Origin of the sequence: Klebsiella planticola ATCC 33531, from assembly GCF_000735435.1 — a bacterium.
Lineage (GTDB): Bacteria > Pseudomonadota > Gammaproteobacteria > Enterobacterales > Enterobacteriaceae > Klebsiella > Klebsiella planticola.
In genome coordinates this window covers 101,814-127,075 of sequence record NZ_JMPP01000067.1, presented here as the reverse complement: position 1 = coordinate 127,075, position 25,262 = coordinate 101,814, and the positions used below count along the sequence as shown (strand labels likewise).

23 protein-coding genes, 1 other RNA gene and 1 pseudogene are annotated in these 25,262 nt (G+C 56.3%); 16 read left to right on the top strand and 9 right to left on the bottom strand.

What is annotated here, in order from left to right:
• Positions 1–71: 71 nt before the first annotated feature.
• The 3 genes from ppiD to GRPL_RS01630 all read left to right on the top strand — a co-directional run bounded on the left by ppiD (position 72) and on the right by GRPL_RS01630 (position 2,975).
• Positions 72–1,946 (top strand): peptidylprolyl isomerase, encoded by a 1,875-nt coding sequence (gene ppiD / locus GRPL_RS01620; protein ID WP_032700688.1) that lies wholly within the window; start codon positions 72–74, stop codon positions 1,944–1,946.
• 148 nt (positions 1,947–2,094) lie between these two features.
• Positions 2,095–2,463 carry a helix-hairpin-helix domain-containing protein gene (locus GRPL_RS01625; protein WP_032689233.1) on the top strand — a complete coding sequence of 123 codons (369 nt, stop codon included), beginning with the start codon at positions 2,095–2,097 and terminating at the stop codon, positions 2,461–2,463.
• 110 nt (positions 2,464–2,573) lie between these two features.
• A complete protein-coding gene (locus tag GRPL_RS01630) occupies positions 2,574–2,975 on the top strand; it encodes a YbgC/FadM family acyl-CoA thioesterase (protein ID WP_032696536.1) in 402 nt (133 codons plus the stop codon).
• 215 nt (positions 2,976–3,190) lie between these two features.
• On the opposite strand, the gene queC is transcribed toward GRPL_RS01630, so the two are convergent.
• Together queC and GRPL_RS01640 are read right to left on the bottom strand one after the other, a co-directional pair.
• Positions 3,191–3,886, bottom strand: coding sequence for a 7-cyano-7-deazaguanine synthase QueC (gene queC / locus GRPL_RS01635; RefSeq protein WP_032689231.1), 696 nt, complete (start codon positions 3,884–3,886; stop codon positions 3,191–3,193).
• Between the two features lie 66 nt (positions 3,887–3,952).
• The gene (locus GRPL_RS01640) at positions 3,953–5,653 is read right to left on the bottom strand and encodes an SgrR family transcriptional regulator (RefSeq protein WP_032700687.1); all 1,701 of its coding nucleotides are present in this window, start codon (positions 5,651–5,653) and stop codon (positions 3,953–3,955) included.
• A 461-nt stretch (positions 5,654–6,114) separates the two neighbouring features.
• Between GRPL_RS01640 and cof the strand changes: the two genes are divergently transcribed.
• A complete protein-coding gene (gene cof / locus GRPL_RS01645; RefSeq protein WP_032689229.1) occupies positions 6,115–6,933 on the top strand; it encodes an HMP-PP phosphatase in 819 nt (272 codons plus the stop codon).
• Between the two features lie 44 nt (positions 6,934–6,977).
• On the opposite strand, the gene GRPL_RS01650 is transcribed toward cof, so the two are convergent.
• Positions 6,978–8,030 (bottom strand): PLP-dependent cysteine synthase family protein, encoded by a 1,053-nt coding sequence (locus tag GRPL_RS01650; RefSeq protein ID WP_032700686.1) that lies wholly within the window; start codon positions 8,028–8,030, stop codon positions 6,978–6,980.
• Positions 8,031–8,145: 115 nt separating this feature from the next.
• Between GRPL_RS01650 and GRPL_RS01655 the strand changes: the two genes are divergently transcribed.
• The 5 genes from GRPL_RS01655 (at position 8,146) to amtB (ending at position 14,091) form a co-directional block, all read left to right on the top strand.
• On the top strand, positions 8,146–8,604 hold the full coding sequence (locus tag GRPL_RS01655; RefSeq protein ID WP_004858739.1) for an Lrp/AsnC family transcriptional regulator: 459 nt from the start codon (positions 8,146–8,148) through the stop codon (positions 8,602–8,604).
• A 42-nt stretch (positions 8,605–8,646) separates the two neighbouring features.
• Positions 8,647–10,419, top strand: coding sequence for a SmdA family multidrug ABC transporter permease/ATP-binding protein (locus tag GRPL_RS01660; protein ID WP_032700685.1), 1,773 nt, complete (start codon positions 8,647–8,649; stop codon positions 10,417–10,419).
• Positions 10,412–12,190 (top strand): SmdB family multidrug efflux ABC transporter permease/ATP-binding protein, encoded by a 1,779-nt coding sequence (locus GRPL_RS01665; RefSeq protein ID WP_004858742.1) that lies wholly within the window; start codon positions 10,412–10,414, stop codon positions 12,188–12,190. The genes GRPL_RS01660 and GRPL_RS01665 overlap by 8 nt, the downstream gene beginning before the upstream one ends.
• A 242-nt stretch (positions 12,191–12,432) precedes the next feature.
• Positions 12,433–12,771 carry a P-II family nitrogen regulator gene (gene glnK, locus GRPL_RS01670; RefSeq protein ID WP_004858743.1) on the top strand — a complete coding sequence of 113 codons (339 nt, stop codon included), beginning with the start codon at positions 12,433–12,435 and terminating at the stop codon, positions 12,769–12,771.
• A 33-nt stretch (positions 12,772–12,804) separates the two neighbouring features.
• Positions 12,805–14,091, top strand: coding sequence for an ammonium transporter AmtB (amtB, locus tag GRPL_RS01675; RefSeq protein WP_032689240.1), 1,287 nt, complete (start codon positions 12,805–12,807; stop codon positions 14,089–14,091).
• A 97-nt stretch (positions 14,092–14,188) separates the two neighbouring features.
• On the opposite strand, the gene tesB is transcribed toward amtB, so the two are convergent.
• Positions 14,189–15,052: an acyl-CoA thioesterase II gene (tesB, locus tag GRPL_RS01680; RefSeq protein ID WP_032696530.1), complete on the bottom strand. Its 864-nt coding sequence runs from the start codon at positions 15,050–15,052 to the stop codon at positions 14,189–14,191.
• 219 nt (positions 15,053–15,271) lie between these two features.
• Here tesB and GRPL_RS01685 point away from each other — a divergent pair, with 219 nt between their 5' ends.
• Positions 15,272–15,784: a YbaY family lipoprotein gene (locus tag GRPL_RS01685; protein WP_032689225.1), complete on the top strand. Its 513-nt coding sequence runs from the start codon at positions 15,272–15,274 to the stop codon at positions 15,782–15,784.
• Positions 15,785–15,821: 37 nt separating this feature from the next.
• On the opposite strand, the gene GRPL_RS01690 is transcribed toward GRPL_RS01685, so the two are convergent.
• Positions 15,822–16,133 carry an MGMT family protein gene (locus GRPL_RS01690; RefSeq protein ID WP_032689224.1) on the bottom strand — a complete coding sequence of 104 codons (312 nt, stop codon included), beginning with the start codon at positions 16,131–16,133 and terminating at the stop codon, positions 15,822–15,824.
• Between the two features lie 268 nt (positions 16,134–16,401).
• Between GRPL_RS01690 and ffs the strand changes: the two genes are divergently transcribed.
• The 3 genes and pseudogenes from ffs (at position 16,402) to GRPL_RS01700 (ending at position 17,361) form a co-directional block, all read left to right on the top strand.
• An RNA gene (gene ffs / locus GRPL_RS27300) (signal recognition particle sRNA small type) lies at positions 16,402–16,498 on the top strand.
• 394 nt (positions 16,499–16,892) lie between these two features.
• Positions 16,893–17,150, top strand: coding sequence for a hypothetical protein (locus GRPL_RS01695; RefSeq protein ID WP_032696529.1), 258 nt, complete (start codon positions 16,893–16,895; stop codon positions 17,148–17,150).
• Positions 17,147–17,361 (top strand): annotated as a pseudogene (locus GRPL_RS01700) (hypothetical protein). Before GRPL_RS01695 ends, GRPL_RS01700 begins: the two are co-directional and overlap by 4 nt.
• 132 nt (positions 17,362–17,493) lie before the next feature.
• Here GRPL_RS01700 and yczR read toward each other — a convergent pair.
• The gene (yczR, locus tag GRPL_RS01705; RefSeq protein ID WP_032696527.1) at positions 17,494–18,921 is read right to left on the bottom strand and encodes a MocR-like transcription factor YczR; all 1,428 of its coding nucleotides are present in this window, start codon (positions 18,919–18,921) and stop codon (positions 17,494–17,496) included.
• Positions 18,922–19,008: 87 nt separating this feature from the next.
• Here yczR and yczE point away from each other — a divergent pair, with 87 nt between their 5' ends.
• On the top strand, positions 19,009–19,623 hold the full coding sequence (yczE, locus tag GRPL_RS01710) for a membrane protein YczE (protein WP_032689218.1): 615 nt from the start codon (positions 19,009–19,011) through the stop codon (positions 19,621–19,623).
• 92 nt (positions 19,624–19,715) lie between these two features.
• Positions 19,716–20,069, top strand: a complete 354-nt coding sequence (locus GRPL_RS01715) for a DUF1428 domain-containing protein (protein WP_032689238.1) — start codon at positions 19,716–19,718, stop codon at positions 20,067–20,069.
• A 47-nt stretch (positions 20,070–20,116) separates the two neighbouring features.
• Here GRPL_RS01715 and GRPL_RS01720 read toward each other — a convergent pair whose 3' ends face one another.
• The 3 genes from GRPL_RS01720 to GRPL_RS01730 all read right to left on the bottom strand — a co-directional run bounded on the left by GRPL_RS01720 (position 20,117) and on the right by GRPL_RS01730 (position 23,632).
• A complete protein-coding gene (locus GRPL_RS01720) occupies positions 20,117–20,662 on the bottom strand; it encodes a flavin reductase family protein (RefSeq protein WP_032689217.1) in 546 nt (181 codons plus the stop codon).
• A 23-nt stretch (positions 20,663–20,685) separates the two neighbouring features.
• Positions 20,686–22,260, bottom strand: a complete 1,575-nt coding sequence (locus tag GRPL_RS01725) for an EAL domain-containing protein (RefSeq protein ID WP_032700684.1) — start codon at positions 22,258–22,260, stop codon at positions 20,686–20,688.
• A 262-nt stretch (positions 22,261–22,522) separates the two neighbouring features.
• Complete coding sequence (locus GRPL_RS01730) at positions 22,523–23,632, bottom strand: ABC transporter ATP-binding protein (protein WP_032689215.1); 1,110 nt, start codon at positions 23,630–23,632, stop codon at positions 22,523–22,525.
• A gap of 354 nt (positions 23,633–23,986) precedes the next feature.
• On the opposite strand from GRPL_RS01730, the gene GRPL_RS01735 reads away from it, so the two are divergent.
• Entirely contained in the window at positions 23,987–25,219 is a 1,233-nt protein-coding gene (locus GRPL_RS01735; protein ID WP_032700683.1) for a maltodextrin ABC transporter substrate-binding protein, read from the top strand.
• Positions 25,220–25,262 lie beyond the last annotated feature (43 nt).

The following is a 25,262-nucleotide window of genomic DNA, read 5'->3' as shown; positions in this document are numbered from 1 at the left end:
CTCACGCGCGGCAGCCATCACGTGCTATGCTGCGCGAGCTAAAGTCATCTACAGCGGAGCGTTGTTACACCATGATGGACAACCTACGCACGGCCGCCAATAGCGTCGTGCTCAAGATTATTTTCGGTATCATCATTATCTCGTTCATTTTGACCGGGGTGAGTGGTTACCTGATTGGCGGCAGTAACAATTATGCCGCGAAAGTTAACGACCAGGAAATTGGTCGCTCACAGTTTGAAAATGCCGTTGCCAGCGAACGTAACCGTATGCAGCAGCAGCTTGGCGATCAGTTCTCTGAACTGGCGGCCAACGAAAACTACATGAAAACCATGCGTCAGCAGGTGCTGAACCGTCTGATTGACGAGTCGCTGCTTGACCAGTACGCCCGCGAACTTGGACTGAGCGTCAGCGATGCTCAAGTCAAACAGGCTATCTTCCAGACTCAGGCTTTCCAGACTGACGGCAAATTTGATAACGAACGTTTTAGCGGTATCGTGAATCAAATGGGCATGACCACCGATCAGTACGCGCAGGCGCTGCGCAACCAGCTGACGACTCAGCAGCTGATTAATGCGATTGCCGGTACCGACTTTATGCTGTCCGGTGAATCCGATCAGCTGGCTGCGCTGGTATCCCAGCAACGCGTAGTGCGTGAAGCCACCATCGATGTCAACGCACTGGCGGCGAAGCAGGCGGTGACCGATGAGGAAGTCAACGCTTACTACCAGCAAAACCAGGCCCGTTTCATGGCGCCGGAGCAGTTCCGCGTGAGCTACATCAAAATGGATGCAGCAGGCATGCAGGAGAACGCTTCTGACGAAGAAATCCAGTCCTGGTATGATCAGCATCAGGATCAGTTCACGCAGCCGCAGCGTAACCGCTACAGCGTGATTCAGACCAAGACCGAAGCCGATGCCCAGACCGTTCTGGATGAGCTGAAGAAAGGGACCGATTTCTCCACCCTGGCGAAAGAAAAATCTACCGACATTATCTCCGCCCGCAACGGTGGCGATATGGGCTGGATGGACGATGCCGCAACGGTACCAGAGCTGAAAAATGCCGGTCTGAAAGAAAAAGGCCAGCTTTCTGGCGTGATCAAATCTTCCGTTGGTTTCCTGGTTGTCCGTCTTGATGATGTTCAGCCGGCGAAGGTTAAACCGCTGGCCGAAGTTCGCGATGATATCGCGGCGAAAGTGAAGCAGGAAAAAGCGCTGGATGCTTACTACGCGCTGCAGCAGAAAGTGAGCGATGCAGCCAGCAATGATAACGAATCGCTGGCCAGCGCCGCACAGGCTGCGGATGTGAAAGTCAGCGAAACCGGCTGGTTTGGGCGTGACAATCTGCCAGAAGAGCTGAACTTTAAACCGGTCTCCGATGCTATCTTCAACGGCGGTCTGGTGGGCGAGAACGGTACGCCGGGCAGCAACTCCGATATCATCACCGTCGATGGCGATCGCGCATTTGTTCTGCGTATCAGCGAGCACAAAGCGGAAGCCGTGAAGCCACTGGCGGACGTGAAAGCACAGGTTATCGATATCGTAAAACATACCAAAGCTGAACAGCAGGCGAAGCTGGATGCAGACAAGCTGCTGGCCGCGCTCAAAGATGGCAAAGGTGACGAGGCGATGAAAGCCGCGGGTTTAAGCTTCGGCCCGGCGCAGACGCTGGCACGTACCGGTCAGGATCCCTTGAGCCAGGCGGCGTTTGCTCTGCCGCTGCCGCAGCAGGGTAAACCTGTCTACGGTATGGGGAGCGATATCAAAGGCAACGTGGTGCTGCTGGCGCTGGATGAAGTGAAAGCCGGCGACATGCCGGAAGCGCAGAAAAAAGCCATGGTTCAAGGCATCACGCAGAACAATGCTCAGATTGCTTTCGAAGCGCTGATGAGCAACCTGCGTAAGTCCGCGAAAATTAAACTCGGCGATGCTATCGACCAGCAGCAATAATTTCGTGACGCTTCGCAAAAATCAGTAACCTGATGTAATCCTCAAAGGCCGCTTTCGCGGCCTTTTCCATTTCTGCGGTTTGTCTTTTGTACTCCTTTTCCACCCTCGCTATTGTGACCTTGCTGTCTACAAACAAGGAGATAACAGCATGAAACGTGGATTGAAAACGCTTATTGCCGCCGCCGTACTGGTTTGTGCGGCAGGACATCAGGGTGTACTTGCCGCCCCTTCCAGCGGGAAGACGTCGGCGACGGCAAAAGAGAGCGTACAGACGCCGCAGGCGAAAGCGCCTGATGCGTTAAATACGACTGAGAATGATGGCATCAGGGTAAGTATCAATAGCGCCAGCGCAGAAGAGCTGTCAAAGGCTCTGAATGGCGTCGGTCTGAAGAAAGCGCAGGCTATCGTAAGCTATCGCGAAGAGTACGGGCCATTTAAAACCGTTGACGATCTTAAGCAGGTCCCGGGGATGGGTCACTCGCTGGTGGAGAGAAACCTGTCACATCTGAAGCTGTAAATTTTCAGTACAAGTTTGCACAGTCGTTATTATTTGCCAGAATGAAGAGGTCACTTAAGTGGTGTGACCTCTGACCTCAATACAACAATGCAAGATAAGGCATGTGCGCTATGCAGACACAAATCAAAGTTCGCGGCTATCATCTCGACGTCTATCAGCACGTCAATAATGCGCGTTATCTGGAGTTTCTCGAAGAGGCGCGTTGGGACGGCCTGGAAAGCAGCCCGGCTTTTCACTGGATGACCGCACGCAACATCGCTTTCGTGGTGGTAAATATCAATATCAACTATCGACGCCCGGCGGTGCTAGGCGATGTGCTTACCGTCACCAGCAAACTGGAACAGCTGAACGGAAAAAGCGGAACGTTAAGCCAGGTGGTAACCCTTAACCCTAACGGCGAGGTGGTAGCCGATGCGCTAATCACCTTTGTCTGCATCGATCTGAAAACGCAGAAGGCGCTGCCGCTGGAGGGTGAACTGCGCGAGAAACTGCTTCAGCTGGAGCCTTGCTGACGGGCCAGTCGGAGGAGTATGTCCCGGATGCGCTGCCGCGCATCTGTCTCAGCTAACGGTCATAGAGAAAATGCCGGGTGGCGGCTGACGCCTTACCCGGCCTACGGTTCGTTGCGGACTGGGTACTGGAATTGCGCTGACCGGCTAAGGGCTTGATGCGATGCGCAGATCTTGCAGGCCCGGTAAGGCGCCAGCCGCTACCGGGAAGCCACCGGTTACTGTAGTCCGGTTTTGTGTTTCATCACTGCCATAATACCCGGCCGATCGGCCTCGTACTGGCTTAGCCCGTTGGCGCGCAGGTTACAGGCCGCACACTGTCCGCAGCCGTCGCCTTTAATGCCGTTATAGCAGGTCAGGGTTTCATGGCGCACCAGTGCTAACTGGCCCCAGTAATCGGCTAAAGCCCATGTCTCGGCTTTGTTAAGCCACATCAGCGGCGTCTCGAAGCGAATATCTTTTGCCATTCCGAGGCTGACGGCATGGTGCAGTGCTTTCACGAACTCGTCACGGCAGTCCGGGTAGCCGGAAAAATCGGTTTCGCACACGCCGGTAATGATCGCTTCCGCCTTAACCTGGTAGGCGTAAATCGCCGTCAGGGTTAAAAACAGGATATTACGCCCGGGAACGAAGGTATTCGGGATACCGCTGGCTTCCGGCTCATAGTCCGGCACCGGGATGTTATCGCGGGTCAGGCTGCTGACGGCAAGCTCGTTAAGCAACGTCACGTCGAGCACCTTATGGGCAACGGCGCCCAGCTTTAACGCCAGAGAGCGAGCGACGTCAATTTCCGCGCGGTGGCGTTGGCCATAATCAAAAGTGACGCAGTGCACTTCATCGTACTGTTGCAGAGCCTGCACCAGGCAGGTCGTTGAATCTTGTCCTCCGCTGAAGACAACTACGGCGCGTTTCATGGCAATTCCTGACAATCAAAGTGAAAGCGATATGGTAGCGCCTGACGGGCGCGGCGACCAGCTTCATCACGGCGGCGATGCCGGTAGCCAGGCGCTGGCGAAATCAAACCAGCCTCGGGCGTTAAGCTGCAGGCCGTTTACGCCCGGTGGGGCGCTGATGCGATAATTGTAATTAAATAGCGGCGTCATGATGGCATCGTCCATCAGGATATTGAAGACATTGCGCAACGCTTCGTTGCGGCTGCGTTCTTCAGGCTGCGCCTGGACGGCATCGAGGGTGGCCTGCAGATGAGCATACTGTGCCCCGGTCAATAAATGAGGCCACATCGTATCGCAGCGCAGCCACTGTTCCAGCGTGTATTCCGGGGCTTCGCCGATCAGCCGATCGCCCATGACCAAATCCGCCTGCGCCAGCTCCTGGCAACCGTGCCAGTTTTTGGCGTCGTGAAAAATGAGTTTCAGTTCACAGCCGAGAGCGGCAAGCCGTAGGCGAAGCTGTTCTGCCATCGTGTGCAGTTCGACCGGCAGGTGATACAGCAGCGTAAGCTGTTCAGGCAGAGGAACATCCTGATTCTCTGGCCCCAGGGGAATGGTCCAGCCGGGCAATACCTCGTTGCTGGGGGTAATCAAATCTTCGTCAAGCGGAAGTGTCTTCAGCAGTGAAGAGCGGTGAATAAGCGATACCAGACGTTGCGCCTGAGCTTTGCTGAGGCGAGGGCTTTGCCGCAGCGCCAGGTAGCAAAACCCGAGGCTGATGCTATTGCTGACCTGACGTAGATTTGCCAGCTTATCCGGATCGCCAATGGTAATCTGCACCGGGTGGCGGCAGCTGGTGCCCAGATTATGCTCAAACAGCTGGGGGGCTATCCAGTACTCCACCGCCTGGATCAGCGGATGGTTCAGATGATAGCGCGGATGATTCTCCAGCCGCACCAGCTCCGGGCTGAACAGTTTCAGACGGAACGGCCCGCTACCGACCGTTGGTTCATCGGGGTGCGCCAGTACGCTGCCGTCGCTGGCGAGGCGGAACGGTAGCCAGTAATCCGGGCGATGCAGCGTAATCGTCAGACACTGCGCATGGGTGACATCGATCCGGTTAATGTTGGCAAACAGGGTGCGCAGGGCGGGCAGCTCCAGCAACATCAGCAGCCGCCGCCGAAGCTGTGGCGTTTCTATCGGATCGCCATTATGCCAGAACAGCGTTGAGCGGATATAAAACTGCCAGCGCAGGCCGTCCGGCGATACCTGCCAGTGATGGGCTAAATCACCGACCGGAGCGCTGCTTTGCGCCCCGAAGCGCGTCAGACCGGAAAAAATTTGCCCGGCAAGATGTTGTTCGGCGCGGCCGGGTAAAAAACCCGGCTGCAGCGCCTCAAGCGGGCGATAGTAGGGAATGCGCAAAGTCGGCGTATTGTTTTGCCACTGACCGCCAAGAAAAGGCGAAAGCAGCGCCTTCAGCTCTTCCGTCGCCAGCTGAGCCAGCTCAAGTGCGTTTTTCTGCTGGCCTTGACTCAGCGCCAGCTCCATCATCTCATTACGTAAGGATTCCGGCGCGGTGTGAAAAACCAGCGTGCCGCGTTTTCCGCGCCCGGGAGTCGCCTGCCAGCTCAACCAGCCGGCCTCCTGAGCCTGACGAAGCAGCGTTCGAATATGGCGCTCGCTGCAAAAACAGCGTTCTGCCAGCTCGCTCACGGTCACCTGCTGTGGCGCGCCGGAGGAGGGGAGCCACAGGCGCTGGTACTGGTTCAGCCTGTTCAGTAATCTCATATACACTTCATCCTTCAACCTGCCTCTGCGTTGGCTACGCTTGCTCACCCCGGTCACTTACTGGAGTAAGCTCCCGGGGATTCGCGCACTTGCCGCCTTGATGCAGGCTGAATGATTTTGTGTATATTCACCCCACCTGACAAGGCTGCCTCTGTGCTGTTGCGCTTGCTCGCCCCGGCTACTTACTGGAGTAAGCTCCCGGGGATTCGCGCACTTGCCGCCTTGATGCAGGCTGAATGATGTTGTGTATACTCACCCCACCTGACAAGGCTGCCTCTGTGCCTCTGTGCCTCTGTGCTGCTTGCGCTTGCTCACCCCAGTTACCCGAGCGGCCCTTCGGGGCCTGCGCGAGTGCGGTTTATAAACCCGGAACAATAAAATTTATCTATTCACTATTACTTCCGTATATCTCAGGCAATACTGGAACTCAAGTAAAACTCACCGTGCTTTTGGGAGCTCACATGGCAAGACTCGCTGCTTTTGATATGGACGGTACGCTGCTGCTGCCGGACCATCGTCTGGGAACGTCAACGCTCTCAGCGCTGAAGCGCCTGCGCGATCGTGACATCACCCTGACCTTTGCCACGGGACGCCATGCGCTGGAAATGCGCCACGTCATCGGTGAGTTCTCGCTGGATGCCTACTTAATTACCGGCAACGGTACGCGGATTCATGCGCTGGATGGAGAAGAGCTGCATCGCAGCGATCTCGATCCTGGCGTCGCCGAAGCGGTGCTCCACCGTCGCTGGGACACGGCGGCCAGCATGCACGTCTTTAATGACGGTGGCTGGTTTACCGGGCAGGAGATGCCCGAATTGCTGAAAGCGCATATTTTCAGCGGCTTTCGCTATCAGATTTCCGATCCCCGGCGGATGCCGACGGATAACGTCACCAAAGTCTGCTTCTGCGGCGATCACGACGATCTCCAGCGGCTCAACGTTCAGCTGGCTGAAGCACTCGGGGATCGCGCGCATATTTGTTTTTCAGCGTTCGACTGCCTGGAAGTGCTGCCGAATGGTTGTAATAAAGGCGCTGCGCTGGCGGTACTTAGCCAGCATCTGGGCCTGTCGATGCAGGATTGTATGGCGTTTGGCGACGCCATGAACGACCGCGAAATGCTCGGTAGCGTCGGGCGCGGGGTCATTATGGGTAACGCTATGCCGCAGCTCAAAGCGGAACTGCCGCATTTGCCGGTTATTGGAGACTGCCGCCATGAAGCGGTCTCCCATTTTTTAACTCATTGGCTGGATAATCCCGATCTTCCTTATTCCCCCGAATAAACAGACCCTTCCAGCAAGCCAGGCACCACGGTGTCTGGCTTTTTTTATTGTGTATTCACCATCGCCGCGATTTTTGCCTGCCACGGAGTGATATCGCCGATCTGACTCGCGACCCACTGCGGGTTGTAATAGCTTTCCAGATAGCGTTCGCCGCTATCGCACAGCAGTGTGACGATAGAACCGGTACGCCCCTCAGCGCGCATACGCACGGCAAGCTCAAGCACGCCCCACATATTGGTGCCGGTGGAGGCGCCGACTTTGCGACCAAGCAGCGTTTCCAGCCACAGGGCGGTGGCGACGCTGGCCACGTCCGGCACCCGCAGCATCTCATCGACGACGTCAGGAATAAATGATGGCTCGACGCGCGGACGACCGATACCTTCTATTTTGCTTCCTACCGGGCTGCGCAGGCCGGCATCGCGGCTCTGCCAGTAGTCGAGGAACACCGAGTTTTGCGGATCGACGACCAGCAGCTGAGTATCATAGCCCTGACAGCGGATATAGCGGCCAATCGTGGCCGATGTCCCGCCGGTCCCTGCACTCATCACGATGTATGAGGGCTGCGGATGCGGTTCATGGGTCATCTGCCGGAAGATGCTGTCGGCAATATTGTTATTGCCGCGCCAGTCCGTTGCTCGTTCAGCGAAGGTAAACTGATCCATATAATGGCCGTTCAGTTCGCGAGCCAGTCTCTCGGAGGCGGCATAGATTTCGCACGCGCTCTCGACGAAGTGACAGCGACCGCCATAAAACTCAATCTGCTCAATTTTACGTTTTGCCGTACAGGAAGGCATGACGGCGATAAACGGCAGACCGAGCAGACGCGCAAAGTAGGCTTCAGAAACCGCCGTCGAGCCGGAAGAGGCTTCGATAATCGTCGTCCCTTCTTTAATCCAGCCGTTACACAGGCCGTAAAGGAACAGCGAGCGCGCCAGGCGGTGTTTCAGGCTGCCGGTAGGATGGGTGCTCTCATCCTTCAGGTAGATCTGAATACCCGGGAACCCGGGCAGCGCCAGGCGAATAAGGTGCGTGTCGGCGGAACGCTGATAATCGGCGTTGATTTCACTGATTGCATGTTTTACCCAGGCGCTATTCATCGTCATTTCCTGTTTGTCATTTTGTGCCCAGCTTAGCGGAAGTGTGAGGAAAAATTGTTGCTATTTAGCCTTTCAATTACAATGAAGGGAGAAAATTTTTCTCCAGAGGTGCCCTGTGTTAGATAAAATTGACCGTAAGCTGCTTTCTTTGCTGCAAACTGACTGCACCCTCTCTTTGCAGGCGCTGGCTGATGCCGTTAATCTGACCACCACGCCCTGCTGGAAACGGCTGAAGCGGCTGGAAGATGAGGGGATCCTGCTCGGGCGCGTGGCGCTGCTGGATGCCGAAAAGCTTGGGCTCGGTCTGACGGCATTTGTGCTGATTAAGACCCAGCATCACAGCAGCGACTGGTACTGCCGCTTCGTCAGCGAAGTCACGCAGATGGCGGAAGTCCTCGGCTTCTGGCGTATGGCGGGAGAGTATGATTACCTGCTGCGAGTGCAGGTGGCGGATATGAAACGCTACGATGATTTTTATAAACGGTTGGTGAACAGCGTACCCGGGCTGTCTGATGTCACTTCGAGTTTCGCGATGGAACAGATAAAATACACCACTGCCTTACCTATTGATTAACGGCGTTTGCCGCGACGATTTATACACTCAGGATTTAACTGCTTGCGATTATTTGCTCAACTTAGCTGGTACTTCCGTCGGGAGTGGCGCCGTTATCTCGGTGCGATTGCCCTGCTGGCCATTATCGCCGTTTTACAGCTGATTCCGCCAAAGGTGGTGGGAATCGTGGTTGACGGCGTCACCAGACAACATTACACCGCGGAGAAGGTGTGGATGTGGATCGGCGCGTTAGTCCTGATCGCGGTGATGGTCTATCTGCTGCGCTACGTCTGGCGCGTGCTGCTTTTTGGCGCCTCTTATCAGCTGGCGGTGGAGCTACGGGAGGACTTTTATCGTCAGCTCAGCCGTCAGCATCCGGCCTTTTACCTGCGCCACCGCACCGGCGACCTGATCGCGCGCGCCACCAACGATGTTGATCGGGTGGTCTTTGCCGCGGGGGAAGGGGTGCTGACGCTGGTGGACTCTATGGTAATGGGCTGTGCGGTGTTGATCGTGATGTCAACGCAAATCAGCTGGCAGCTCACTCTGCTGGCGCTGTTGCCGATGCCGGTGATGGCCCTGGTTATCAAGCGTAACGGTGATGCGCTCCATGAACGCTTCCGCGTCGCGCAGGCGGCATTCTCCAGCCTGAACGATCGTACTCAGGAGAGCCTGACCAGCATTCGCATGATTAAGGCCTTTGGCCTGGAGGACCGGCAATCGGCGCAGTTTGCTGCCGATGCGGCGGATACCGGCAGGAAAAACATGCGTGTGGCGCGCATTGATGCGCGCTTTGATCCGACTATCTATATTGCGATTGGCACGGCTAACCTGCTGGCGATCGGCGGAGGGAGCTGGATGGTGCTGCAGGGCAGTATGACCCTTGGCCAACTGACCAGCTTTGTGATGTATCTCGGTTTGATGATTTGGCCGATGCTGGCGCTGGCATGGATGTTTAACATCGTAGAACGCGGCAGCGCGGCCTACAGTCGGATCCGCACGATGCTTGAAGAGGCGCCGACCGTCAACGATGGTCATGAGCTGGCCCCGGAAGGGCGCGGTGCGCTTAGCGTCGCCGTACGCGAATTTATCTATCCGCAGGCGAATAAGGCCTCGCTGGAGAAGGTCAACTTCGTGCTCCAGCCAGGGCAAATGCTGGGCATTTGCGGGCCAACCGGCGCAGGGAAAAGTACGATTCTGGCGCTGATTCAGCGCCACTTTGACGTCACGCAAGGGGATATTCGCTTCCATGATATTCCGCTGACGCGGCTGCAGCTCGATAGCTGGCGCGCCCGGCTGGCGGTCGTGAACCAGACGCCGTTCCTGTTTTCCGACACCGTCGCCAACAACATCGCGCTCGGCAGGCCCGATGCGACGCCGGAGCAAATTGAGCATGTTGCGCGGCTGGCCAGCGTACACGACGATATTCTGCGCCTGCCGCAGGGATATGAAACGGAAGTCGGCGAACGCGGCGTGATGCTGTCCGGCGGGCAAAAACAGCGCATTTCCATCGCCCGCGCGCTGTTGCTGGAAGCGGAGATTCTGATTCTTGACGATGCGCTGTCGGCGGTGGATGGTCGGACCGAGCATCAGATATTGCATAATCTGCGGCAGTGGGGAGAGGGGCGAACGGTTATTATCAGCGCCCATCGCCTGTCGGCACTGACTGAGGCCAGCGAGATTCTGGTGATGCAGCATGGTCATATTGTCCAGCGCGGTCGTCACGATGGACTGGTGGCGCAGCCCGGCTGGTATCGCGATATGTATCGCTATCAACAGCTGGAAGCGGCGCTGGACGATGCGCCGCAGGATCAAGAGGAGGCCGCTGATGCGTAGTTTTTCCGAGCTCTGGCCGACTTTAAAACGGCTGCTGGCCTACGGTTCCCCGTGGCGTAAACCGCTGATTATTGCGGTGGTGATGATGTGGATTGCCGCGGCCGCCGAGGTCAGTGGTCCGCTGCTGATCAGCTACTTTATCGATAATATGGTGGCGAAGAACTCCGTGCCGCTGAAGCTGGTCTGCGGTCTTGCCGCGGCCTATCTCGGCCTGCAGATCCTCGCAGCGACTCTGCACTATAACCAGTCGCTGCTGTTTAATCGCGCCGCCGTTGGCGTGGTGCAGCAGCTGCGCAGTGATGTGATGGATGCCGCGCTGCGCCAGCCGCTGAGCGAATTTGATACCCAGCCGGTCGGACAGCTCATCTCTCGCGTCACCAACGATACGGAAGTGATCCGCGATCTGTACGTCACGGTGGTGGCGACGGTACTGCGTAGCGCGGCGCTGATTGGCGCTATGCTGGTGGCGATGTTCAGCCTTGACTGGCGCATGGCGCTGGTGGCGCTGACGATTTTCCCGGCGGTGTTGATCGTGATGATGATTTATCAGCGCTACAGCACGCCGATCGTACGTCGGGTGCGGGCCTGGCTGGCGGATATCAACGACGGCTTTAATGAAGTCATCAACGGCATGGGCGTTATCCAGCAGTTCCGCCAGCAGGCGCGTTTCGGCGAGCGGATGCGCGAAGCCAGCTATGCGCACTATCTGGCGCGGATGCAAACGCTGCGCCTCGATGGTTTCCTGTTGCGCCCGCTGCTGAGTCTGTTCTCAACCCTGGTGCTCTGCGGGCTGCTGATGCTGTTCGGATTTAGCTCGGCGGGCACAATTGAAGTCGGGGTGCTGTACGCCTTTATCAGCTACCTGGGGCGCCTGAATGAGCCGCTGATCGAGCTGACGACCCAGCAGTCGATGCTTCAGCAGGCGGTCGTCGCCGGCGAGCGCGTTTTCGAATTGATGGATCGCCCGCGCCAGGCGTGGGGGCAGGATAGTGCGCCGCTGCGCAGCGGCACGGTGTCGATTGAGAATCTCTCTTTTGCTTATCGCGGCGATCGTCTGGTGCTGCAGGACATTAACCTGGATATTCCGTCCCGTGGTTTTGTGGCGCTGGTCGGTCATACCGGCAGCGGTAAAAGCACCCTGGCCAGCCTGATGATGGGCTACTACCCGCTGAGCAAAGGGGAAATTCGTATCGACGGTCGTCCGCTCGCTTCACTGAGCCACAGCGCCTTGCGCCAGGGCGTCGCCATGGTGCAGCAGGATCCGGTGGTGCTGGCGGATACCTTTTATGCCAACGTCACGCTCGGTCGCGATATCAGCGAGGCGCAGGTCTGGGAGGCGCTGGAGTCGGTGCAGTTGGCAGAACTGGCGCGCGGGATGAGCGAGGGGATTTATACGCAGCTGGGCGAGCAGGGGAATAATCTCTCGGTGGGACAGAAGCAGCTGCTGGCGCTGGCGCGGGTGCTGGTGGATACCCCGCAGATTTTGATTCTCGATGAAGCGACGGCGAATATCGATTCCGGCACCGAACAGGCGATTCAGCAAGCGCTGGCCAAAGTTCGTCAGCACACCACGCTGGTGGTGATTGCGCATCGTCTGTCGACGATTGTTGAGGCCGACACCATCCTGGTGCTCCACCGTGGTCAGGCCGTCGAGCGTGGCAATCATCAGCAGTTGCTGGCAGCAAAAGGGCGCTACTGGCAAATGTATCAGCTGCAGCTGGCTGGTGAAGAGCTGGCTGCCAGCGCGCAGGAAGAGTCGCTTATTGCCTGATGCACTATAAGCAAGCAGTCGTGCTGGCGCGGTTTAGCATGGTGCAAAAATGCAACGCCTTATGCACTGAAATGGTGCGTTTTGGGCGGTGGTCGGCGCTTTTCCGCTATCTTCTGCCACCGTTCTTCTGTTTTCTTCGTTAAAAGGGCCGCTATGCGGCCCTTTTTCATTTCTGGCATAGCCCTTGCTTTATTCCCTGTGTGTTAGCTGCTGCCATTACGAATTCAGAGCGGAGGGGACTTATGAAGCTGGTTACCGTGGTAATCAAACCATTCAAACTGGAAGATGTGCGTGAAGCGTTATCTTCCATCGGCATTCAGGGCCTGACGGTCACTGAGGTAAAAGGGTTTGGCCGTCAGAAAGGCCATGCCGAGCTGTACCGTGGTGCCGAATACAGCGTCAATTTTCTGCCAAAGGTGAAGATTGATGTCGCGATTGCCGACGATCAGCTTGATGAGGTCGTTGATGTGATTAGTAAAGCGGCCTACACCGGAAAAATTGGCGATGGCAAAATTTTTGTCGCCGAGTTGCAACGCGTTATTCGCATCCGCACCGGCGAAGCCGACGAAGCGGCACTGTAACGTCCAGACCACACAGTGATGGGGATCGAGAAAATGAAAATAGCAACAATGAAAACGGGTCTGGGTTCGCTGGCACTGCTTCCGGGGCTGGCGATGGCCGCACCGGCAGTGGCAGATAAAGCCGACAACGCCTTTATGATGATTTGCACCGCGCTGGTGCTGTTTATGACCATTCCGGGCATTGCGCTGTTCTATGGTGGCCTGATTCGCGGTAAAAACGTGCTCTCTATGCTGACCCAGGTCATCGTCACCTTTGGGCTGGTATGCGTGCTGTGGGTGGTTTATGGCTACACCCTGGCGTTTGGTACCGGCGGCAGCTTCTTCGGCAGCTTCGACTGGGTATTATTGAAAAACATTGAGCTGAAAGCGCTGATGGGAACCTTCTATCAGTACATCCACGTCGCTTTCCAGGGCTCCTTCGCCTGCATCACCGTTGGCCTGATCGTGGGCGCGCTGGCTGAACGTATTCGGTTCTCCGCGGTGCTGATTTTCGTCGTCGTCTGGATGACGCTCTCCTATGTGCCGATTGCACACATGGTATGGGGCGGTGGTCTGCTGGCGACGCACGGCGCGCTGGATTTTGCCGGCGGTACCGTGGTGCATATCAACGCCGCCGTGGCCGGTCTGGTTGGCGCCTATATGATGGGCAAACGCGTTGGCTTTGGCAAAGAAGCGTTCAAACCGCATAACCTGCCGATGGTCTTCACCGGTACGGCAATTCTGTATGTTGGCTGGTTTGGCTTTAACGCCGGTTCCGCGAGTGCGGCGAACGAAATTGCCGCGCTGGCTTTCGTCAACACCGTTGTGGCGACCGCCGCGGCTATTCTGGCCTGGACCTTCGGCGAATGGGCGACCCGCGGTAAACCTTCTCTGTTAGGTGCCTGTTCCGGGGCGATTGCCGGTCTGGTTGGCGTTACTCCGGCATGTGGTTACATCGGCGTAGGCGGCTCACTGATTGTGGGTATCGCCTCCGGTCTGGCGGGTCTGTGGGGCGTAACGGTTCTCAAACGCTGGTTGCGTGTTGATGACCCGTGCGATGTGTTCGGCGTACACGGTGTCTGCGGTATCGTGGGCTGTATCCTGACCGGTATCTTTGCCGCAACCTCTCTGGGCGGCGTTGGCTACGCGGAAGGCGTCACCATGGGCCATCAGCTGCTGGTGCAGCTGGAAAGTATCGGCATCACTATCGTCTGGTCCGGCATTGTGGCCTTCATCGGTTATAAAGTGGCGGATATGACCGTAGGTCTGCGTGTTCCGGAAGAGCAGGAGCGCGAAGGTCTGGACGTCAACAGCCACGGCGAGAACGCCTACAACGCCTGATAAATTGAGTCACTCCAGTAGCAGCAAAGCCTCCCGACGGGAGGCTTTTTTTCGTCAGGAGGGACAACATCAGATGTTACCCGTCGCGCATAACTCCTTACGCGTTACGGTTGCGCATGACCCCTTCCTGCACCGTTGACGCCACAAGCGTGCCATCCTGAGTATAAAACTCACCGCGAACGAAGCCCCGGGCGCTGGAGGCAGAAGTGCTCTCAACGCTGTACAGCAACCAGTCATTAATGTTGAACGGGCGATGGAACCACATCGAGTGGTCGATCGTCGCCACCTGCATCCCCGGTTCCAGGAACCCGACGCCGTGTGGCTGGAGCGCTACCGGCAGGAAATTGAAATCGGAAGCGTAGCCCAGCAGGTACTGATGGATGCGAATATCCTCCGGCACCGCGCCGTTGGCGCGGATCCACACCTGACGGGTCGGTTCTGCAACGTGGCCCTTCAGCGGGTTGTGAAACTCAACCGGGCGGATTTCCAGCGGTTTGTCGCTGAGGAACTTATCTCTGGCCTGCGGCGGCAGCAGGTGCGCCAGCTTGCGCGCGATGTCGGTTTCGGAAGGCAGAGCATCCGGCGCAGGGGCGGTCGGCATCGATTTCTGGTGCTCATAGCCGGGCTCTGGCGCCTGGAAGGAGGCGGTCATATAAAAAATGGGTTTCCCGTTTTGAATGGCCGCCACCCGACGGGCGCTGAAGCTGTTGCCATCGCGCAGTACTTCGACGTCATAAATAATCGGTTTCTGGCTATCGCCAGGGCGCAGGAAATAGCTGTGGAATGAATGGATCAGACGCTCGGCAGGCACGGTTTCTTTCGCCGCGTACAGCGCCTGACCGACGACCTGGCCGCCAAAAACCTGACGTAAGCCCAGATCTTCACTCTGCCCGCGGAATAACCCTTCTTCAATTTTTTCCAGATTCAATAATGCCAGCAGATTGGTTAGTGCCTGACTCATATTTACCCTCAATCAATGATAACTGCCTTGCGCAGTGCGTATTGAGGCCAAGTATAACCTGGAATCGCAAGTGGTCCGATGGGTGTAATAATCTGAATAAAGGGTCATTTGCAGGAAGAGAACTGAGATCTGTGCCACACTTATCCACGATGCCAATGTTACTGCTCGCCAGTCGGCAGGACATACTCCTGCAAGTAAAGGGATGAAAAGGAGAACATAATGAAATTTGCCTATATGTTAAGTGCTTTAGCCGTTGCAACCGCTTTGACCGCCTGCGCGAATAATCACAGCGCCACGACAGCCAATAAGGCGGCTGCCCCCGATCCATATGGCATTGCGTCACTGACTTCTTCGCAGCAGCAGCCTAATGTATCAGGGACTATCTCGATCCGGCAGAGAGTCGCCCTACCGCCGGATGCGGTACTGACAGTCACCTTATCGGATGCGTCGCTGGCCGATGCACCGGCGCATGTCCTGGCGCAGAAAACGGTTCGCACCGAAGGCCAGCAGCCGCCGTATAACTTTGTCCTGCCGTACAACCCGGCGGATATCAAACCGAATGCCCGCATTTTGCTGAGCTCGGCCATTACGGTTAACGGTCAGATGATGTTTATCACCGATACCGTGCAGACGGTGGTGAATGGGGGAGGGAACCGGGCCGACCTGATTCTGGTGCCGGTACAGCAGACGGCCGTACCGGTCGCCAGCAGCGATGCCCCTGCCGCGCAGTAACCCATCTATGCCCCTGCCGAGGGGCATTTTTTTATCTTCAGTAAATCCAGCGATAGTGCTGCAGATCGATATGGCCGCTGCCGGACACCTGGACACCTTCAGCCAGCAGCGCCTGGCGCTGGCGCTGCAAATCCGGGCCAGTAAGGGAAATGTCGCCGTGGCGATTGACCACCCGGTGCCAGGGAAGCGTGGAGCCTTCAGGCAGGCGCTTGAGGACCCCGCCAACCTGGCGCGCCGCACGGGGTGAACCCGCCAGCCGTGCTATATCGCCATAGGTGGCGACGTAACCTTGCGGAATTGAGGCCACAATTTGCCAGACCCGCCGGGGAAAAGTGTCGTGAGAATCCATCGTGCGTCCTGTAAACCGGGAAAGGCTCAGAATAAGCGCTGACCGAGTGGCTGTACAGCGTCGGGGCTATCCAGGTTTCACGACCGTGGAAGCGAGCGTCGCAAGTGGAGGCGACGCAGCGTTGCCGGTCTTGCCAGGGTTGTACAGGAAGCTTTTCGCCCGGCGCTGCACAATAAACCAGCATCCGGTTGGGGTTAGCTTGCAATTCGTCGGTCCAGTAGGGATAATGCGGCTGCGCGTTGGATAACGACGCTCTCAATGGGGGCTCTGTTGGTTCTCCCGCAACGCTACTCTGTTTACCAGGTCAGATCCGGAAGGAAGCAGCCAGAGCAGACGACGTGTGTGCCGGGATGTAGCTGGCAGGGCCCCCACCCAATTCTGGGGATCCCTGTTTCTTTCTTTGTTTTTCTCATGCTCCTGCACACAGCAAAAAAAACCGCTTTCGCATCCTGGATGTTGGACTGCTTTTCCCTGATTATTCTGCTCCCGAATCGTGCCAGCACGAAGAATAGCGGATAGTTTAAGGATCATCGTGCCTGCCAGTATCGCCTCTAAAAATACCCCCGGTTTATGCTTTAAAAATATATGTCATAAATTTGAAATAATAGTGAAATATTAATGTCATTTTCATGTCACAAATAACTGGCAGATTATCTCTGGGCATTTATTGCCTGTTCGGCAGCTGAAAATATATGTCTGGATCAGTTTGTTAACTTCGTGTATTAATTATGATAAATTTATTGCACGGGAAGCATGACGATGACTACAGTAGTTTTGAACGTAAAAATTGATGCGGAGTTAAAAGAAAAGCTGCGTCATTATGCAGAAGTAAATAACGAGAATCTGGGTACTGCAACGGAGAAACTGCTGCTTCTGGCATTTCAAATGGCAGATTCGGCAGGTGAGGCGGGGGTTTCGGAAGAGGATATCGATAGCCAGCATACCGAAGAAGAAGCTTCTCCATTAACCCCTAAAGAAATCAAAGCATTAAGAAAAATTCTGAAGAAGAAAAAATGAAACAACAACTCTCTACAGCCAGCAACTATAGCGAAGCCTGCGACTTGTTACGTTCAGGGTATGTTAAGCATGTTCGCCTCAACTGGAATATCGGTAGTGATGAGTTCTTTCGCATTGCCTCCGACTGGTGTGATACCGGGGCGAAAATAAAAAAGATGAAGATGGTTTTATTATCTCGTTAAAAAGTTTTCCCATCCCACGCCAGCATTAATGAAATTTATTCATTGATGTCATCGGGCTGACATATAGCAATGACATCATGAAGTGCAATTTATAAAAAACATCTCATATGCGTCATGGATGATGGTTTTTGACGGGCTGAATCCAGCCCGTCGATATTTTATTATATTATTTTACGCATTCGCGTATTTTCATTCTGCTGCGTAAGACCCGCCCAGACCGGCTGCAGGGTCGTAAAGGCGTTGCGCAACTCCTCATCGTCCAGGGTGAAAGGTAAACGCAAGTAGCGGTCAAAGGCGCCAGCAAGGCCGAAGCGCGTTCCGGTACCAATATGAATCCCGATACTCTCCGCTCTTGCTGAGAAGAGCGTCGCCAGCATGCCCGGTAATTCCACCCAAAATGACAGTCCGCCTTCAGGTGATGTGAAGCGCCAGTGGGGAAAGTATTCCGTCATGAGCGCGCCACACATATCACGGCGTGCGGCCAGCATTGCTCGACGCGCCGGGAGCCAGGCCCGATCATTTTCGAACAGCCAGCTGCAGGCCAGCTGTTCAAGCAGCGGAGTGCCCAGGTCGAGTGAATCCCGGGCCTGAACTAACGAGGCGATGGTGCGTGAGGAAGCGCGGATCCAGCCGATACGTAATCCCCCCCAGAAACTTTTTCCGGCCGAGCCAATTGTTATCACCGGTGCCTCGGCGTTGAAGGCCGCCAGCGGCGGCGGCGGCGGGGCGTTGTACCATAAATCCACCATTGTCTCATCGACCACCAGCGTCGTACGCGTTTGCGCTGCCATATCGGCCACTCGCTGGCGGGTCGCGCTATCCATACAACGGCCGGTAGGGTTGTGGAAATCAGGCATCAGCCAGGCCAGCCGCGGTGCGGTTTGCGCAATGGTTGCCGCCAGTCCGTCGCAGTCCCAGCCGTGCTGCGGCAGGGCGACGCCGACCGGCCGACAGGAGGCGCCCTGAATGGCGCTGATCGCCATGGGATAGGACGGCGCGTCAATCACCACGCGGTCGCCAGGCCCGGTTAGCAGGCGAAGCACCAGCGAAAATGCGCTCAACGCGCCGTTCACAATCATCACTTCCTCGCTGCGGGTTGGAAGACCTCGTTCGCAGTAGCGGCGGGCTATCGCCTCCCGCAATACCGGCAGCCCGTGCTGGTCATAACCGGTATGGGACAGATGTTGCGGCAGCATCGTCAGGGCCTGATGATAGGCCTGGTGTATCTCTGGTCCGGCGCTCAGGGCGGCGGTGGCCAGATTGACCGATGATGGACGGAAGTCCGCTGTTGTCACCGTGTCCGCTCGTTCCGGCAGCGCGATACGCGAACCGCTTCCCTGACGACTGTAAAGATAACCCTCTTCACGCAGCTGGCCGAGCGCGCTGGCGATGGTGGTGCGGCTGACGTTCAGGGCCGCGGCCAGCTCCCGTTCGCCCGGGAGCCGCGTTTCCAGCGTCAGGCGACCATCAAGAATCAGCAGACGCAGGGCGTCCGCCAGCTGGCGCCAGAGCGGCGTTCGGGTCGAGGACTCTTGCCAGTGGCCCAGCAGGCGTACCAGCGATTGCGTACCGAAGCGACGAGAAACCATAGCGATCCACTTTTAAAAAACTGGCCATTAATTATCAATCCATTTTTGCTGATGATGGCGAGGTCCGCAATCATCCAGAGGTAAAAAATGTTACGTCGATTAGTGCAGCTCTATATCGGTCTTGTTCTGTACGGCGTGTCGACCGCGTTGTTTGTTCATGCCAATCTGGGTGCCGATCCGTGGGATGTTTTTCATCTCGGCGTCGGTAAGCAGTTTGGCCTCGATTTTGGCACGGTGATTATTCTGACCGGGGCCGCGGTGCTGCTGTTGTGGATCCCGCTGCGTCAAATGCCGGGTCTGGGAACGGTCAGCAATGTGATTGTGCTGGGGCTGGCGGCAAACGCGACGCTGGCCGTCCTGCCGCCAATGGAGTCGCTGGTGCTGCGCAGCCTGATGCTGATCGGCGCCATCGTACTGAATGCTCTGGCCACGGGGATGTATATTGGCGCCGGTTTTGGCCCCGGACCGCGTGATGGACTGATGACCGGTTTGCATGCCCGTACCGGGTGGTCTTTGCGGGGGATCCGCACCGTCATTGAACTATCGGTGCTGGCGATCGGCTGGGCGCTGGGTGGTACCGTTGGCGTCGGTACCGTGCTTTATGCGCTGACGATTGGGCCGCTTATCCAGCTGTGTTTACCCTGGTTTCGCCAGCCGACGGTGCGCAAAACGGTCACCGCTACCGGTGAGGCGGTCTCCTGATTTTATCCCGTAATAAGGGATGAGGGCTAAACTTAGCCTTACAGATGCGGTCGGGTTCGCCGGTCGCGCTGTTCACTTCGGAGATCATACTCATGAAGTACGTTGATGGTTTTGTCGTTGCCGTGCCCGCGAAAAATAAGGAGGCCTATCGCGAGCTGGCAGCAAAGGCCGCGCCGCTGTTTAAAGAGTTTGGTGCGCTACGGGTGGTGGAGTGCTGGGCGGACGATGTGCCGGACGGTAAGCTCACCGATTTTCGCATGGCGGTGAAAGCCGGGAGCGACGAAGAGGTCGTGTTCAGCTGGATAGAATATCCGTCAAAAGAGGTGCGCGATGCGGCGAATGCCACCATGATGGCCGACCCAAGGATGAAAGCGTTAGGCGATAGCATGCCGTTTGATGGTAAGCGAATGATTTTCGGCGGCTTCCTGCCGTTACTGGATGAATAATCTGTCCCGCCGTCCCTTTCCTGTGGAAGGGGGCGGCAGTGGCGTGGTCAGGATACTTTGGTAAACAGGTGGCGATAATCGCGCACGTCGCCGTCGGTACGAAACAGACCGCCGCCGCTATAGTGCAGTGTCTGTGGCCACCTGGGCTGCGGTTTTACGTTTGCCGCCACCACTTCAAAAATAAAGAAGTTATAGCTGTCCACCAGCGCATCGTCGAAGAGCCGGCATTCAAAACTGGCGTGGCATTCGGCAATTGACGGCGCGGACACCTGTTCACTGGCTTCCGCGGTGAGCCGGAAGGCAGCAAACTTGTCTACCGCGTCACCGTCACAGTTCCCGATTCTGGCGACCGTCTCCGCCATGGCGGCGTCAGGCAGGTTGATAACGCACTCCCCGCTGCGGCGAATCATGTCGAAACTGATGTTGCCGGCGGAAATCATGCACCCTACCAGCGAGGGGGAAAACTCCAGCACCGTATACCAGCCAAGGGTCATGATATTATTTCGATCCTGCCAGCGGCTGCTGATTAAGACGACCGCGCCGGGTTCCAGCCAGTGGCGCACATCGTGTAAAGGCCAGGGATGTTTTTGCATCAGGGAGCTCTCCCTTCATGGATTTACCTTAAGCGTAGCGCATGCGCTTTAAGGTTATTTTCCGCCCACAGAATAAACTGCTCTTTCGGCAATGCCGGGCTGTACAGCCAGCCCTGGGCGTAGAGCACATCGTGGCGACACAGCCAGTCGCGCTGTTCTGCTGTTTCGACGCCTTCGGCAATGGTAGCCAGGTGGAGCGCTTTTGCCATTTTGATGATATGCGGCGTCAGCGGCTTATATTCGAGGGTATCGACGAAGGATTTGTCAATTTTCAGGGTATCGACATCCAGTTTTTGCAGGTAGCTGAGGCTGGAATAACCGGTCCCGAAGTCATCGATCGAAATGCTGTGTCCCGCCTGACGATAGCGGGCGATCACCGGCAGAGTGGTTTCGGGATCGACGAAACCGCGCTCCGTCAGCTCAAGCGTAATTTGCGCAGGCGCGATCTCCCACTGCTGTAGCCGATCGGCCAGAAGGGCTGGCAGAGTAGGTGAGCGCAGATCGTCGACCGACAGATTAATCGAAATGTGGAGTTCCGGATGCGTGTGCAGCCACGGGCCGAGCTCGGCGAAAATTTTCCGCACAATATCTTCAGTTAAATGGGTAATGAGCCCGGTCTCTTCGGCAAGCGGAATAAAAATATCCGGCGATAAAAAGCTGCCGTCGGGCTGCTGCCAGCGCGCCAGGGCTTCGGCGCCGACGATTTTGCCCTCCTTCAACGAGACGATGGGCTGGTAATGGACCCGGATCGCGTCGGAGTGCAGCGCATCCAGCATCCCATAGCGTGGAGAACGTAAGGTGCGCAGTAGTCGCAGTAGCAAAAATGAGGTCAGCAGACTGATAAACAGGCCGAGGGGAAGCCACAGCACCAGCTGGTGGCGGAATTTTTCCTGCAGCGGTAGCGTGGATGACCAGGTGGCGATAGCCAGCCCCAGTTCTGGAATACGATGGAGGCGATAAACCGTGTTGTCGACGGTGAGCGTCTGGCCATCCAGGTGCTTGATTTGCTCCCAGACCACCGGGTTGAGAGGCTCGCTGCTGGTAATCACCTGCTTGTCTTTGGTGCCAAACAGAATCGCATGAATATTTTCCTGGCCGGGCGAAATGATATCGATAAATGAGGCGGGATCGATCATCACGACATGATTCTTACTGCCTAGCGCCGTCATTTTGCGCTTCAGGCCGAGATCGTTGACTGAAGTTAGCCAGGCCCGATAACCGTCGGTGGTGATGTGGTCGGGGTCAGGAAAGGAGACAGGGGGACTGCGATCTTCAAGAGAAGAACATTGCGGCACCGAACCTTTGAGCCAAAGCACCTCCTGCACATAGCGGTGGGTATAGGCGATTCGGCGCATCGCGAGCAGATGCTGTGGGCTGCAGGCGGCTGCGCTGTGGGCATCGGCTTCCTGCAGCGCTTCTCGTGCCTGGTTCGCCACCTGCTGGATGCGCATCAGCACGCGGGAAGAGTAGTTATCCAGCTCGGAATAAAACAGTATTTTTGCCTGGTTGGTCGCCAGCCAGATGCTTAAGGCTATCGGCACAATGACGGCGAGTATCAATACCCCGGTTACCAGACTCACCAGATTCCTGGTCGTCATGCGCATATCCTTATGTTATTGGGGGTTTGATCAGTATATCCGATAGCGGAGAAAGGTCGCAGACGAGCGACAATTATTATTGGATTTAAAAAATGCCCGAATCACGACATGGCGCGGATATCGGGCTAACAGTGGATGATCCGCAGCGGTCGAGGCAATGAGCGGCGCGGATTAAAACGAGGGCTGGAGCTGGCATGCCGATAGCTTGCGTTATCAGCATCCAGGTTCAGTTTACAGCGTAATCATGACAGCCAGATGTTTTTTAATGAGCATCTGGCGCAGTAATATCGGCGCTGATCCGCAGATCGTTTTCATCGAAAACCATACAGAAGCGGTCGTCAAAGGCGACGTCGATTTTCTGCCACGGGCGGAAGTGCACATCGCCGGGCAGCAGAATTTTCACGTTGTCATGGCCATAGCACTGGCCGAACAGGTAGGTGTTGTTCCCCAGGCGTTCAACCACTTCACACTGAAACTCCACTACCGTACCGCTGCGAACGTCGGTCGACAGGTGTTCCGGGCGAATCCCCAGCGTCACCGCGTCACCGGGTTGCAGCGGCGAGGTGGTGATATTCAGCGTCAGGCTATGCTGCTGCGCCATCTGTACGGTGAGCTGACCCGGCTGCCAGGCGCTGACCGTGGCGGGCAGGAAGTTCATTTTCGGAGAGCCGATAAAACCGGCGACGAACCGGTTGACCGGGTTGTAGTACAGCGACATCGGCGATCCCATCTGCTCGACTTTCCCGTAGTTCATCACCACGATTTTATCGGCCAGGGTCATCGCCTCCACCTGATCGTGGGTGACATACACCATAGTGGTTTTCAGCTCATGGTGCAGTTTGGCGATGTGCAGACGCATCTCGACGCGCAGCTCCGCATCCAGGTTCGAGAGCGGCTCATCAAACATAAACACCCGCGGGTTACGTACGATGGCGCGGCCGATTGCCACACGCTGACGCTGGCCGCCGGAGAGCTGTTTCGGTTTGCGGTCCAGCAGATGGGTCAGCTGTAGCGTTTTGGCGACCATTTCGACCTGACGACGAATTTCGTCCTTCGGCACTTTATTGACCTTCAGGCCATAGCCCATATTTTCCGCCACCGTCATGTGCGGATAGAGCGCATAGGACTGGAAAACCATGGCCACGCCGCGATGGGCGGGCACCACATCATTCATCACCTCATCGCCGATCAGCACCTCGCCATCGCTGACCTCCTCAAGTCCGGCAATCATCCGCAGCAGGGTCGATTTCCCGCAGCCGGATGGCCCGACAAAGACCGCAAATTCACCGTCTTCGATATCAAGATTGACCTGGTGCAGCGTCACGGTAGTACCAAACCGTTTGGTGACATTCCTCAGTCGTATATTGGACATCAACATTCCCCGGGGTTAGTAATCGTTATTTGCCGTTGGGATTAGGGTTGCAGCGGTTTTTTGTATTACGTGTAACAACCAGGCTCAACAATGCTCAACAGCGCTGAAATCATGGAATGACTATAACTTCCCGTATTTTTGAGCCCTACATCGATGTTTCATTTCTGCAATCACGATCACACAACTGGTAGTCTGGTGTAGTTTTATACGCCTTCAAAGCGTAGCGTATAACAAATCAGGAAAAACTGGATTTAGCGTTGTAAGTCGCCATTTATCAGTTGATTCATACACAGTGATAAATGAAGTTATCAAATAAAAACCAATAAATTGTTATACCTTCACATGAGGTTGATAATGAAAAAGAACATCCTTGCTGCACTTATCCTCACGACTCTGGCTGCCGGGCAGCTTGTCAGCCTGCAGGCCCACGCCGCCGGTCAGCTGAACGTCTGGGAAGACATCAAAAAATCCGACGGGATAAAAGCGGCGATCGGCGATTTTGAAAAACAGTACGACGTTAAGGTCAACGTGCAGGAGATGCCCTATGCACAACAGCTGGAAAAGCTGCGCCTTGATGGCCCTGCCGGCATTGGCCCGGATGTGCTGGTGATCCCCAATGACCAGCTCGGGGGAGCGGTAGTGCAGGGGCTGCTGTCGCCGCTGACGCTGGATCGGGCGAAGCAGGAGGTATTCACCCCGGCGTCAATTAATGCCTTCCGGATGGATAACGTGCTGTATGGCGTGCCGAAAGCGGTGGAAACCCTGGTGCTGATTTACAACAAAGCGCTGATCGACAAACCGCTGGATAGCCTGCAGGCGTGGTTCGACTATTCGAAAGCGCAGCGGGCGGAGAACAAATATGGCCTGCTGGCCAAGTTCGATCAGATCTATTACAGCTGGGGCGCGATTGGTCCGATGGGCGGCTATATCTTCGGCAAAAACGAGAAGGGCGGTTTTAATCCGCAGGACGTCGGTTTGAATAAACCCGGCGCGGTCGAAGCCGTTACCTTCCTGAAAAAATTCTATAGCGACAAGGTCTTCCCGGCGGGGATCCTCGGAGATAACGGGCTGAATGCCATCGATTCGTTATTCACGGAGAAGAAAGCGGCGGCGGTGATCAACGGTCCATGGGCGTTCCAGCCGTACGAAGCGGCGGGGATTAACTACGGCGTCGCGCCGCTGCCGATGCTGCCAGACGGCAAACCGATGAGCTCGTTCCTTGGCGTAAAAGGTTACGTGGTGTCGACCTGGAGCAAAGACAAAGCGCTGGCGCAGCAGTTTATTGAGTTTATCAACCAGCCCCAGTACGTGAAGGCGCGCTATGTGGCAACCGGCGAGATCCCGGCGCTGAAAGCCATGATTGACGATCCGCTTATCAAGAATGACGAGAAAGCCAGCGCGGTGGCGGTGCAATCCGCTCGCGCCACGGCGATGCCGGGGATCCCGGAAATGGGCGAAGTGTGGGGGCCGGCGAACGCGGCGCTGGAGCTCAGCCTGACCGGCAAACAGCCGCCGCAGGCGGCGCTCGATAATGCAGCGAAACAGATCAAGATGCAGATCGAGGCTATGCAGGCCAGCAACCAGTAATCACGATGTCCGTCATTTTAAGGTAACAGGCGCGTTGGCCGCT

Bases quoted from the DNA above. Each gene is read 5' to 3' on its own strand.
- GRPL_RS01725 (WP_032700684.1), bottom strand. From the start codon at position 22,260: ATGACGACCAGGAATCTGGTGAGTCTGGTAACCGGGGTATTGATACTC.
- GRPL_RS01685 (WP_032689225.1), top strand. From the start codon at position 15,272: ATGAAATTTGCCTATATGTTAAGTGCTTTAGCCGTTGCAACCGCTTTG.
- GRPL_RS01640 (WP_032700687.1), bottom strand. From the start codon at position 5,653: ATGAGATTACTGAACAGGCTGAACCAGTACCAGCGCCTGTGGCTCCCC.
- tesB (WP_032696530.1), bottom strand. From the start codon at position 15,052: ATGAGTCAGGCACTAACCAATCTGCTGGCATTATTGAATCTGGAAAAA.
- cof (WP_032689229.1), top strand. From the start codon at position 6,115: ATGGCAAGACTCGCTGCTTTTGATATGGACGGTACGCTGCTGCTGCCG.
- GRPL_RS01715 (WP_032689238.1), top strand. From the start codon at position 19,716: ATGAAGTACGTTGATGGTTTTGTCGTTGCCGTGCCCGCGAAAAATAAG.
- queC (WP_032689231.1), bottom strand. From the start codon at position 3,886: ATGAAACGCGCCGTAGTTGTCTTCAGCGGAGGACAAGATTCAACGACC.
- yczE (WP_032689218.1), top strand. From the start codon at position 19,009: ATGTTACGTCGATTAGTGCAGCTCTATATCGGTCTTGTTCTGTACGGC.
- GRPL_RS01630 (WP_032696536.1), top strand. From the start codon at position 2,574: ATGCAGACACAAATCAAAGTTCGCGGCTATCATCTCGACGTCTATCAG.
- GRPL_RS01690 (WP_032689224.1), bottom strand. From the start codon at position 16,133: ATGGATTCTCACGACACTTTTCCCCGGCGGGTCTGGCAAATTGTGGCC.
- GRPL_RS01695 (WP_032696529.1), top strand. From the start codon at position 16,893: ATGACTACAGTAGTTTTGAACGTAAAAATTGATGCGGAGTTAAAAGAA.
- yczR (WP_032696527.1), bottom strand. From the start codon at position 18,921: ATGGTTTCTCGTCGCTTCGGTACGCAATCGCTGGTACGCCTGCTGGGC.
- ppiD (WP_032700688.1), top strand. From the start codon at position 72: ATGATGGACAACCTACGCACGGCCGCCAATAGCGTCGTGCTCAAGATT.
- GRPL_RS01625 (WP_032689233.1), top strand. From the start codon at position 2,095: ATGAAACGTGGATTGAAAACGCTTATTGCCGCCGCCGTACTGGTTTGT.
- GRPL_RS01730 (WP_032689215.1), bottom strand. From the start codon at position 23,632: ATGTCCAATATACGACTGAGGAATGTCACCAAACGGTTTGGTACTACC.
- GRPL_RS01650 (WP_032700686.1), bottom strand. From the start codon at position 8,030: ATGAATAGCGCCTGGGTAAAACATGCAATCAGTGAAATCAACGCCGAT.
- glnK (WP_004858743.1), top strand. From the start codon at position 12,433: ATGAAGCTGGTTACCGTGGTAATCAAACCATTCAAACTGGAAGATGTG.
- amtB (WP_032689240.1), top strand. From the start codon at position 12,805: ATGAAAATAGCAACAATGAAAACGGGTCTGGGTTCGCTGGCACTGCTT.
- GRPL_RS01720 (WP_032689217.1), bottom strand. From the start codon at position 20,662: ATGCAAAAACATCCCTGGCCTTTACACGATGTGCGCCACTGGCTGGAA.
- GRPL_RS01665 (WP_004858742.1), top strand. From the start codon at position 10,412: ATGCGTAGTTTTTCCGAGCTCTGGCCGACTTTAAAACGGCTGCTGGCC.
- GRPL_RS01735 (WP_032700683.1), top strand. From the start codon at position 23,987: ATGAAAAAGAACATCCTTGCTGCACTTATCCTCACGACTCTGGCTGCC.